This is a genomic window from Shewanella sp., from assembly GCF_051658185.1.
In the GTDB taxonomy this organism is placed as follows: domain Bacteria; phylum Pseudomonadota; class Gammaproteobacteria; order Enterobacterales; family Shewanellaceae; genus Shewanella.
On the sequence record NZ_JBOFMC010000050.1, the window covers coordinates 1 to 10,162 of the forward strand.

Annotated in this window: 12 protein-coding genes; 7 read left to right on the forward strand and 5 right to left on the reverse strand. The window is 49.2% G+C overall.

From position 1 onward, the window contains the following. Positions 1 to 148 precede the first annotated feature (148 nt). Entirely contained in the window at positions 149 to 1,042 is an 894-nt protein-coding gene (locus ACRCZA_RS02015; RefSeq protein WP_438672813.1) for a TraB/GumN family protein, read from the reverse strand. A 49-nt stretch (positions 1,043 to 1,091) separates the two neighbouring features. On the opposite strand from ACRCZA_RS02015, the gene ACRCZA_RS02020 reads away from it, so the two are divergent. Both ACRCZA_RS02020 and ACRCZA_RS02025 read left to right on the forward strand, forming a co-directional pair. Further along, entirely contained in the window at positions 1,092 to 1,400 is a 309-nt protein-coding gene (locus ACRCZA_RS02020; protein WP_438672814.1) for a prephenate dehydrogenase, read from the forward strand. 212 nt (positions 1,401 to 1,612) lie between these two features. After that, entirely contained in the window at positions 1,613 to 3,364 is a 1,752-nt protein-coding gene (locus ACRCZA_RS02025; RefSeq protein WP_438672815.1) for a GGDEF domain-containing protein, read from the forward strand. A gap of 243 nt (positions 3,365 to 3,607) precedes the next feature. Here ACRCZA_RS02025 and ACRCZA_RS02030 read toward each other — a convergent pair whose 3' ends face one another. Continuing rightward, positions 3,608 to 4,132 carry a DUF3016 domain-containing protein gene (locus ACRCZA_RS02030; RefSeq protein ID WP_438672816.1) on the reverse strand — a complete coding sequence of 175 codons (525 nt, stop codon included), beginning with the start codon at positions 4,130 to 4,132 and terminating at the stop codon, positions 3,608 to 3,610. 275 nt (positions 4,133 to 4,407) lie between these two features. Between ACRCZA_RS02030 and ACRCZA_RS02035 the strand changes: the two genes are divergently transcribed. Further along, entirely contained in the window at positions 4,408 to 4,716 is a 309-nt protein-coding gene (locus ACRCZA_RS02035; RefSeq protein ID WP_438672817.1) for a hypothetical protein, read from the forward strand. Positions 4,717 to 4,937: 221 nt separating this feature from the next. On the opposite strand, the gene ACRCZA_RS02040 is transcribed toward ACRCZA_RS02035, so the two are convergent. Then, entirely contained in the window at positions 4,938 to 5,447 is a 510-nt protein-coding gene (locus tag ACRCZA_RS02040) for a DUF4240 domain-containing protein (protein ID WP_438672818.1), read from the reverse strand. Positions 5,448 to 5,611: 164 nt separating this feature from the next. Here ACRCZA_RS02040 and ACRCZA_RS02045 point away from each other — a divergent pair, with 164 nt between their 5' ends. The 4 genes from ACRCZA_RS02045 (at position 5,612) to ACRCZA_RS02060 (ending at position 8,427) form a co-directional block, all read left to right on the forward strand. After that, positions 5,612 to 5,995 carry a hypothetical protein gene (locus ACRCZA_RS02045; protein WP_438672824.1) on the forward strand — a complete coding sequence of 128 codons (384 nt, stop codon included), beginning with the start codon at positions 5,612 to 5,614 and terminating at the stop codon, positions 5,993 to 5,995. Between the two features lie 249 nt (positions 5,996 to 6,244). Then, positions 6,245 to 7,042 (forward strand): response regulator, encoded by a 798-nt coding sequence (locus tag ACRCZA_RS02050; protein ID WP_438672819.1) that lies wholly within the window; start codon positions 6,245 to 6,247, stop codon positions 7,040 to 7,042. A 121-nt stretch (positions 7,043 to 7,163) separates the two neighbouring features. Then, positions 7,164 to 7,436, forward strand: a complete 273-nt coding sequence (locus ACRCZA_RS02055; protein WP_438672820.1) for an HU family DNA-binding protein — start codon at positions 7,164 to 7,166, stop codon at positions 7,434 to 7,436. A 298-nt stretch (positions 7,437 to 7,734) separates the two neighbouring features. After that, on the forward strand, positions 7,735 to 8,427 hold the full coding sequence (locus tag ACRCZA_RS02060) for a TorF family putative porin (protein ID WP_438672821.1): 693 nt from the start codon (positions 7,735 to 7,737) through the stop codon (positions 8,425 to 8,427). Positions 8,428 to 8,672: 245 nt separating this feature from the next. On the opposite strand, the gene rimK is transcribed toward ACRCZA_RS02060, so the two are convergent. After that, positions 8,673 to 9,578 carry a 30S ribosomal protein S6--L-glutamate ligase gene (rimK, locus tag ACRCZA_RS02065; protein WP_438672822.1) on the reverse strand — a complete coding sequence of 302 codons (906 nt, stop codon included), beginning with the start codon at positions 9,576 to 9,578 and terminating at the stop codon, positions 8,673 to 8,675. Between the two features lie 321 nt (positions 9,579 to 9,899). Continuing rightward, positions 9,900 to 10,162, reverse strand: a 263-nt coding sequence (locus ACRCZA_RS02070; protein WP_438672823.1) for a hypothetical protein, incomplete at its 5' end; no start/stop codon positions are given.

Sequence of the window (10,162 nt, forward strand, 5' to 3'; positions counted from 1 at the left end):
CAAGCGGCAACTTGAGTAACTTGAGTAACTTGAGTAACTTGAGTAACTTGAGTAACTTGAGTAACTTGAGTAACTTGAGTAACTTGAGCAAGCGCGGCTATAGATGAAAGCCGCCTTAATAAAAATCAATAAAATACAACTTGTTCCATTACAAACACGGCGCAGACCAACAGGCAGTGACCGTCGCGCCCGCCTGACGTAGCAGCTGTACCACACTGTTATCGCCCACCACATGTCCAGCGCCCACCACAATAAACAGGGGCTTTGGGATGGTATCCGCGCTTAGCAACTGCACAATGCCCGCTGCCATAGTGTGATTGCGCTGCCAAAGCAGCTTATCGACGAGCTGCACATCCCCTGCAAACTGTTCTTGCATCAGTTTATCCAGCGCCGCCTCATCCCCGCTGCGCCAAGCTTGAATTAACGCGAGCAGCTCGGCATCGCTGACACGAATGGCTTCACGCACCATAGACCATTGCACGTGACTGTCGAAGGAGGCTAATAACTGAAATTGTGACGCCGCAGTTTCTAACTCAAACACCGGGAGAGCCCCGTGGGCCTGCAATAGCTGCATCTCGACCCCGTAAGCGGCACTGTAACCGAGAGCATGATACCGCCATAAATTGAGCTGCAATGCCTGCATCCAAGGCGCAAACGATTGAATAGAATTACAAAAACCTTCTTTTGCTGCACAAAACTCGCTCATCAACGCTTGAGTTTGGCGATCACGACTTGGCCAATTGAGCCCTTTATCTCCCTCGGCCATGGCGTACTGCCGCAACAAATCTTGGCTATTGACCTTAGCCATATCCACTTCGACCACGAGGCCTTTAGCCTGACTGAGCGCGGCTTCAATCTGCCACGGCATAGGATAAAAATCGGCGCGCCCAAGATGAATCGATCCCAATAAATAGGCCTGCTGCCCTTGCCAATGCACTTGATAAAAGGGTGGTTTATCACTCTGTGCGGCCAATACTGAAGCACAGAGCAACCACAGCACACCTCCTAAGCCACACATCCTGCGCCATTGGCTTGTTGCCATAGTCTTTGCCCCTTATAATTCCTGCACATTTTTACAATGAGACGCTGTTATGCCACACACTAAGGTTATAGAGCAACTGAAAGACAATCTTCAAATCGCCTATCGCCAAGCCATCGATGCCGACGCTAAGTTAGATGAGTTAAAAAAAGCGGGCCATGGGAAATTTACCTATATTTTCACCGCAGATCAGGGTTTTACAACCTCTAGCAATCGCTTTTTACCCTATGTGCAGGAGTTAATGGATGAGTTAACGCGCATTCAGGCCGAGTCCAGTCTCGATCCTGTGGCGCTCAGCAACTATGTGCGGCAATTAGGGACCTTACTGCAAACTCTGCAGGCATTTAAAAAACAGAGTTAATCCTCAGTCGCGTCTATCTTGAAAATAATTCATCGCGAGACGCGCACGCATTGCTGGCCAGCGGCGCCCATGGCGCGGGGGATTGAGGCGCTTGAGGATAGGCCCATTCGCCGGCCGCTCCTTTAGGCGTTTTGCCCCCTTCCTGTTGTCATCATTTTGTCATTAAGCGGCCATAAACTCCGCAAATATGACGAAAATGGCTGAAAAACAACATGAATTTACCACTGGCTCACGAACTTGAAAACATCATAGTCAATGAAGCAATAAGCCCACTCTTTCAGCCCATTTTCAATATCCTCGAGCATAAAATTCATGGATTTGAGGCCTTGAGTCGTGGCCCAGAACACAGCCCGCTCCACTCTCCAGTGCCACTCTTTCAAACGGCGGCCCAACAAGGCCGGCTCAGCGAGCTTGAAACCCTATGCAGACGAATTTCCCTTGAGCAGTTCAAACTACGCCAGTTTCAAGGGCGTTTGTTTATTAACATTTCCCCCAAGGCACTGTTAGATCCTAGCCACCCTAAAGGCATGACACTGCAACTGCTACAGCAGCTGGGGATCGCTCCCTCCCAAGTGGTGATTGAACTGTCGGAACAATACCCTGCGGACGATATCGACCTGCTAAAAGCCTGCCTACATCACTATCGGAATCAGGGTTTTATGACGGCCATTGACGACTTAGGTGCCGGGTACTCCGGCCTTAGGCTCTGGTCAGAACTGGCACCAGATTATGTCAAAATCGATCGCCATTTTATCCAGCAAATCGACTCAACCCCAGTCAAACAAGAGTTTGTGCGCTCCATCGTCGAACTGTGCCAAAGTTTAACCTGCAAGGTGATCGCCGAGGGCATCGAAACCCAAGCGGAGCTCGCCGTACTCAAACAGCTCGGGATTGTCTATTGTCAAGGGTACTTGCTTGGCCGCCCTGCGCCGCAGCCTTGTCATTCCATGCAAGCCATCCTAGTCCCACACAATAATCAGGCGCTGCCGCGCTATAGTGAGTCCGCCGAGAGCTTGTGTAGCCCCGGGATCACTGTGCCTCCCACGCTCAAACTCAAACATTTAAGTGATACGTTTATGTCGCAGCCCGCACTGCAGGCCGTTGTCGTGGCTCAGGATAACGTCCCTCAAGGGATTATTAGCCGTGCAACCTTGCTCGAACTGTTTAGCAGCCCGTATGGCAGAGCACTTCATGAAAATCACGCCGTTAGCGAGGTGATGGACCCACAGGTATTACAAATCGAAGCCAATGAGCCCTTGTCCAACGTCAGCCAATTGCTGACATCAGAAACCGCCAATACGGTGGCGCAACAATTTATTATTTTACGTCGCGGTAAATTACTCGGCATCGGCCACACCAAAGATTTGCTACAACGCATCACCGAGCACCGCATTAAAATGGCGCGCCACGCCAACCCGCTGACAGACTTACCTGGAAATGTACCAATACAAGAAGAACTTAAGCGACTTGCCATCCAACAGAAACCCTTTTATCTGGCCTATTTTGATCTGTGTCATTTTAAACCCTACAACGATATTTACGGGTTTTGTCGAGGGGATGAGGTGATCTGCGAAGTCGCCCACTTATTACTTAAATACAAAAGTGACAATTGCTTTATTGGTCACGTCGGCGGCGATGACTTTGTGATCATCAGCACCAGCGAGCAGGTCATCGGCCACTGTCAGCGGATATTGGCGGAATTTGAGATCCGTAAAAAACTGTTTTATAGCAGTGAACATTGGCAAGCACAGCAAATGTTAGCCGAGGATCGGCAAGGTCAAACCTGCTACCACAAACTCGTTAGCCTCTGTGTTGGCCTGCTCACCCCGCAGCACACGAATAATAGCAACGAGCATCGCCTCTCCATTCTCAGCGCTAAGGCAAAAAAACAGGCAAAATCCGCGAGTAACGGGTTTTGCCTGTTAGAATCCCCAGAGGATAACCTCCAAGTCCTGATCGCCTAAATCACCGCAACCGACTTCGCTAGCTCAGCCTAGGCTTGGGTGTTTTTACAATGAACGCTTTAGCGAGACGGTAGCGCTTTTGCGTTAAGGCATTCGCGCTTTGGCGTTAAGGCGTTAGCACTGCTGCGTAAATGAATCATCAGGGCGCGAGTCAGCACTGAGCAACCTTAAACCTGTGCCTTGTGCACTCACTCTATGCCTGCACAAGGCCAATACGCTGGCTCGGAATGAACCCCATACCTGTTATAGCTTAGGAACCACGGTCTTTTTCAACCAATTGGTAAGCATGGTATTTTCGTAAACGAAAGGCTTATCGTTTAAGGATTGCACGCCGGACATAAAGCCCATATCGGTCAATTTTTCATCCCCTGCCACAATCACTTGGTTATTCTCTACAATTTGATAATTGAAGGTAATCCGTGGTGGATAAACCTCCTTGATGACCCGTAAATCATTCACCGTCGCGCCAAAGGTCGGACGCATATCCCCCGCCAAATCGACATCGGTCACCGTCATCTCAAGTTTTTGATTTGGTTTTAATAGCTTGCTCGCTTGTTTATTTAAATTGGCGGTTAAGCTCTCAAATAAGCGCGTCTCATAACGGGATTGAATTTCACCAGAAGATTTAATATCACGAAAAGCCTGTGGATTTTGCCACACAATCTTGACCACACCCTCTTGGGTTTCAGCAACCGTGGGCGCCTCATCTGCGGCCCACACTGCACTGCAAGTGAATACGCCTGCGAGTAATAGGAATGGAACTTTCATGCTTGCCTCCTCGGCCTGATAATGTGTCGACTTCACTGTATAAAATCTAACCTGAACTCAAGCTTAATGCAAAAAGCGGATATACACAGCAAATATAATTTAAGGCTTTGTCTAAAAAGGAAAATAATTAAAATTAATCCCAATAAAATGCATCATTTTGTATCGATAACGCGCTTAAGTAAGCAGAGAGTTAGGAAAATGTGATCAAATTGCGCGCTTAGGAATGAAAAAAGCGCTATTCTGCAGCTACTCTTGGTTGCTATCTTAAATTAGACATGAAATTCCCTGTGGTGCCCGTTGTAGTGTTAATCCTATTTACCTGTTTTGCCAGCGCAATTTGGGCGATTTATCTGGGCGATCGCTCCCTGCGCCAGCAAACGTGGTCATCCTTTATTTATACCCATGGCTATCAGTCTGGTAAATATAAAAAAATGGATAATTTCAACAGTTATGAGTCCTGCCGCGACGCCGCCTTAGAACAATCGGCCTTCTATGATAACGCCCCTTGGGAATGCGGCCTTGGCTGCCAATTTGATAGTCGCAGCCAAGGCTTTCAATGCGCCGCCATGCAAAATGAGCGTTAACCCTAAACGCGGCCAAGCAATGAGCTTGGCAATGATGGCATTAAAGGCATTGAAAGTCAGCGAAGACGCAGGCTCAGCGCCGGATTTCGGCGCGGTTAAATCCGGGCTGAATCAAACACAAAGAGAGGCAAAGAGACTGCCAAGATAATGGCTGCCTCTTAGATTTTAGTGGTGCTTGCAGTGTTTGCAGTGTTTGCAGTGCCCATCGGGCGCTAACGATGTTAAAAGGGGAAGCGAGCACTCAGCTGCGGGTACTGTTTTTTTAACTCCTTGGGTTTAGTGCTAAATTTTTTGCCCATGGGGGTTGCCTTGCCCGATGGCATAAAGGGCAATTCCTCACCCGTGCGATCTTCGTATAGCTGACCTGCCAGCAAATCATATTCATCCACAAAGGGATAAGCATACCCATCTTTTTCCGGCCAAGCGGCTAACTGCGCAAGGCTGTCTGGCTCACTGATCACCGCCTCAAAGCGCTCTTTACCAAGAGAAATCAAAAAACAGCGAAATTCAGCAAAAGCATATTCCGAGTCGCATCCAGTAATGATGTAGGCCGCTCCCCAGAGTGACCATAAATAGCACCGGCGCATCTGTTGTCCAAAGATTTTATCGAAGGCTTTGAGCTGCTCATTGGTTAATTCGCTTAATTTTTGGCTGAGGGCCTTAGCAAGCGATTCCTGGGACTGAGCCGCATCGGTGCGGGTCACTAATGCCCAAAATTCCTCTTCTGTCATCGGGTGTACCTTGTGTTAATCCTTGATGGGGGTTCGCCCCGCCATGACCCATAGGGTTGAAAGCGTGGCGAGGCGCTCATTCTACACCAAATTAAGTTATGCTGGACTCAGTTCGGACCATTTCCTACACTGGCGCATCGGTCACCTCTGTTGGTAAAAAGTTTATGCCTAAACGTCTGGTCCTGTTAATTGCACTCTATTGCCTTGTCAGCATTGCGGCGCTGCTGCGGGCGTATTTAACCCAATCCTTTGATTTATTTAGTTTAGGTGTGCTTCCCGTGCTTGCGGGGATCCTGATCCGCGCGCCTTGGGCCAGCCTAGTGCTTAAAATTTACCTTGGCATGCAAACCTTAGGCTTATCGGCATTAGGGATCACCGCCATTTTGGCTTATCGCATCAGCCCAGAGGAGGTAAAGGTCATTTTTGCCGGACAACACATCCCCATGCTGCCTCTGGTATGCAGTATTATTGCCCTGCTGTTACTGCAATACTGGATTGCGTTTTCAGAGGTAAGTTATCGCTATTTAAGCCAAACTCGCCCCCAGTAAGGCGCTATTGCCAAGTTGATATTAGCGAAAATGTGAGGGCGCGTTGACGTTTGAAGATTAACGGTTGTTCGTACTGGCAAGCGGGTGCTTGCCAAGCGAAGAATGACCCGTCGTGATTCAACTCAAATGACGAGTGATAAAGAGCGGGAGCTTACCAAATGCCCCTTCTGGCATAAGAAGGCGGCACAACACCTGAAACATCAACACCCAAGTAACCAATAAATTTAATCAGATAAAACAATAAAGACTATGAATCAGTTATCGCTCAGTGAACTCTCCATCTTGCTTGTCGAACCCTCAGAGATCCAGCGCCGGATCATTATTCAACGCCTCCAACAAGAAGGCATTGTCAGCATCGAAACCGCGGCCAATCTCACCGAGGCCAAACAGGTGATTGCCCGCCATAAACCCGATCTTATCGCCAGCGCCATGTATTTTGATGATGGCACCGCCATTGAGCTGCTCCAAGATGTGCGCCGCCAAGCCGACTGCCAAGACATTCAATTTATGTTGGTGTCGAGCGAATGTCGCCGTGAGCAATTAGAGATATTTCGCCAATCCGGGGTGGTCGCTATCCTGCCTAAACCCTTTAGTGGCGAGCATCTTGCTAAAGCCCTCAACGCCACCCTCGATTTACTCAGCCATGATGAACTCGATTTACGTCATTTTGATGTGCATGAGCTTCGGGTGCTCGTCGTCGACGATAGCCGCATGGCCCGCAATGTGATTAAACGCACCATAGGTAATTTAGGGATCCAACTTATCACCGAGGCCGAAGATGGCGCCGAGGCCATCGCAATCATGCGCAACCACATGTTTGATCTAGTGATCACCGACTACAACATGCCCAGTGTCGATGGCCTAGCGCTAACCCAATTTATCCGTAATGATAGCCAACAACCCCATGTGCCTATTTTGATGGTGTCTTCCGAGGCTAACACAACCCACCTTAGCAATGTGTCCCAAGCAGGAGTCAACGCGCTGTGTGACAAACCCTTTGAGCCGAACTTAGTCAAGCACTTGCTTTACCAACTGTTAGAAGAATAAAACCTCAATCACGAACCGAATAAATATTAACATTTGAGCGGTTTTAAAGGGCTTTCAAAGTGTTAATCCTTGTGGCATGTTAGTCACGCCCTGATATCTACGGAAAGAAGAGACAATAATAATGAACAAAACTGAACTTATCGCCAAGATTGCCGAAAATGCCGATCTCACCAAAGTGGAAGCGGCACGCGCATTAAAATCCTTCGAAGCGGCCGTTATGGAATCCATGCAAAATGGTGACAAAATTTCCATCGTCGGATTTGGCTCCTTTGAAACCGCGACTCGTGCTGCACGCACCGGTCGTAATCCACAAACGGGTAAAGAAATCCACATCGCCGCGGCAACAGTACCGAAGTTTAAACCCGGTAAAACCTTGCGCGAGAGTGTGAACTAACCCACCCGCTAGACACTGACAATCACGCCTCCATTAGGAGGCGTTTTTTTATCTCCTTCCCCTGCGATGTTTGCACAATCACAGTGCAGCCGTGCCCCATCCTTAAGCATTAAGTAACAATAAATTAACACATTAAAATCTAGTTAATTGTTTTTAATCGAATTTATATTTTGGCACATGATTGGCAATCCCCTTGTCAGCAGCAACTCAGCGGCAATGCGGCTAACGATAAACCGAGGCGTAAACTGGGGAATGACTCCGGGGCGCCTCGAGAGATAACTCAATCAAGGGGATGAGCATGGGAAAATCACTGTACAGCGTGTTGGCATTATCGACTGGACTCCTACTGACCACCAATGCCTTCGCGGCGGTGTCTGGCAATATCGGCGGCAGTTCAAACTACCTCTGGCGCGGTGTCACCCAAAGCAATGACGCGGTGGCGATCCAAGGGGGGCTGGATTACACCCATGAGAGTGGCTTTTATGCCGGCACTTGGGCATCGAATGTGGATTTTGGTAACGACACTAGCTATGAAGTGGATCTGTATACTGGGTACGCTGGCAATATCAGCGAAAACCTCAGCTACGATATTGGCTACCTGTATTATGCCTACCCAGATGCCGAAGGTAGCCTTGATTTTGGTGAATTACATGGCGCCCTCAGCTGGCAATGGGTAGAGCTTAGCTATGCCCATGTGGTGAATGCGGGCGATGACGTGGCCGCCGCGCCCTTCGATAATAAAGACTTAAGCTATATTGCCGCCACCGTCTCTGTGCCTTTAACGGAGAAGGTCAATCTATCGCTGCATTATGGCTATTCGAGCGGAGAGGTTGTTGAAGCTTGGTTTGCCGAGAAACACTACGCCGATTATCACCTAAGCCTCAGTACCGACACCAGCATAGGCACGGTCTCCTTTATGCTCGCGGATACCGATTTAACGGCTGACGACGCTAAAATCGTCTTAGGTTACTCCTACGGTTTCGAACTCTAAGCCCCTAAACCCCCAGCGCCACCCTGAGGTGGCGTTGCGGCGAGGATGAAGGTTGGCATTATCCTCAAGCTGCTCAAACTTGCGAAACGATGGCTATCAAGGGGCGATAACGACCTCTGCCCCGTGTTTGCCAAGGATCTCAACAACTCTGTCAATCTGACTCGGCGAGCCACGCCGCAATCCACCAAGCGATCCGCTCGACAATCCTCTCGACAATCCACTTAGCAATCCCTTCGCCGCAGCATTTAGGCAACACTGGCTCGCGAGGACTTGCGCGCCGCCACCGCTTTTTCAATGTATTCAATAATAGGCTCAGTCACCGAGATCCCACTCACCTGCTCAATCCCCTCGATACCCGGGGCAGAGTTGACCTCCAAAATGAGTGGCCCCCGGGCAGAACGCAAAATATCCACCCCCGCGACCACTAAGCCAATCGCTTTTGCCGCCGCCACGGCCATTTTACGCTCTTCAGGGGTAATTTTAACTTTTTCACCATGGCCCCCTAAATGCAGATTCGAGCGAAAATCCCCCTCAGGCCCTTGGCGTTTCATCGAGGCCACCACTTTATCGCCCACGACAAAACAACGAATATCGCTGCCGTTGGACTCCTTAATGTATTCCTGCACTAAAATATTGGCCTTCAAGCCTAAAAAGGCCTCAATCACACTCTCGGCAGCGGCTTTGGTTTCTGCCAATACCACACCAATCCCTTGAGTGCCCTCAAGCAATTTAATCACTAAGGGCGCGCCACCCACCATATTAATTAAATCAGGAATGTCGCTCGGCTTGTTGGCAAAGCCCGTCAATGGCATCCCCATCCCTTTACGGGACAGCAATTGCAGCGCCCGTAATTTATCCCGTGAACGTGCAATCGCAATCGAGTCATTGGCCACAAACACGCCCATCATTTCAAACTGACGCACCACCGCACACCCATAAAACGTAATGCTCGTGTGGATCCGGGGAATAATGGCATCAAAGCCGGTTAACTCCGCCCCTTCATAGTGAATACTGGGCTTAGTGGAGTTGATATTCATATAACAATTTAAGGTGTTGATCACCACCGCTTCGTGGCCACGACTTTCACAGGCCGCCACTAAGCGTTGAATGGAATGCAACTCAGGGACCTGAGACAAAATACCTATTTTCATAATGCCATGACCGTATAAACCCCAGGAAAGACAACGCAGAGCGGTACTGGGCCAAACTGCGTAAAATTGTATCAAAACAACAAGATATAAAGCTCACATTCCGCAGGCGAGCGTGTTATGACAGAGTGTAAAGCAAAAGATGAATCTCCAACAGCAGAAATCCTGCGGCACAGGTTAGCCCGATTGCCTGTCAGCGATGTGAAAACGGTGCCACTAAGTCACCCAGCGCTCGCCAAGGTACCAGCTAAGCTGAGCGCATAGGCAAAGACGCGCGATTGTGATGCTCAATTAAGACTCAAGATGGAGACTCGAGATGAGGGCTCAAGATGGAGACTCGGGATTGAGACTCGGGATTGAGACTCGAGATGAAGGCTCGCGCGCGATGGGATCTCGACATTGACACTCAAGATAAAGCAAACGGCGCAGCAGTAGATAACACAAAAGTCGATGGCACAACAAAGAGATATACCGCGGCGCGCGGTAAAAGACAGCGAGCGCCTCAAAAATGCCCGCTATCACGGCATGCATTACCTCAGGCAGCAAACCGCCGCGACTTAACAAACGCTTGCTAACCCTAACCGGGC

Coding starts and splice junctions, on each gene's coding strand:
- ACRCZA_RS02020 (WP_438672814.1), top strand. CDS start 1,092: ATGCCACACACTAAGGTTATAGAGCAACTGAAAGACAATCTTCAAATC.
- ACRCZA_RS02045 (WP_438672824.1), top strand. CDS start 5,612: ATGCCTAAACGTCTGGTCCTGTTAATTGCACTCTATTGCCTTGTCAGC.
- ACRCZA_RS02040 (WP_438672818.1), bottom strand. CDS start 5,447: ATGACAGAAGAGGAATTTTGGGCATTAGTGACCCGCACCGATGCGGCT.
- ACRCZA_RS02025 (WP_438672815.1), top strand. CDS start 1,613: ATGAATTTACCACTGGCTCACGAACTTGAAAACATCATAGTCAATGAA.
- ACRCZA_RS02015 (WP_438672813.1), bottom strand. CDS start 1,042: ATGGCAACAAGCCAATGGCGCAGGATGTGTGGCTTAGGAGGTGTGCTG.
- rimK (WP_438672822.1), bottom strand. CDS start 9,578: ATGAAAATAGGTATTTTGTCTCAGGTCCCTGAGTTGCATTCCATTCAA.
- ACRCZA_RS02030 (WP_438672816.1), bottom strand. CDS start 4,132: ATGAAAGTTCCATTCCTATTACTCGCAGGCGTATTCACTTGCAGTGCA.
- ACRCZA_RS02035 (WP_438672817.1), top strand. CDS start 4,408: ATGAAATTCCCTGTGGTGCCCGTTGTAGTGTTAATCCTATTTACCTGT.
- ACRCZA_RS02060 (WP_438672821.1), top strand. CDS start 7,735: ATGGGAAAATCACTGTACAGCGTGTTGGCATTATCGACTGGACTCCTA.
- ACRCZA_RS02050 (WP_438672819.1), top strand. CDS start 6,245: ATGAATCAGTTATCGCTCAGTGAACTCTCCATCTTGCTTGTCGAACCC.
- ACRCZA_RS02055 (WP_438672820.1), top strand. CDS start 7,164: ATGAACAAAACTGAACTTATCGCCAAGATTGCCGAAAATGCCGATCTC.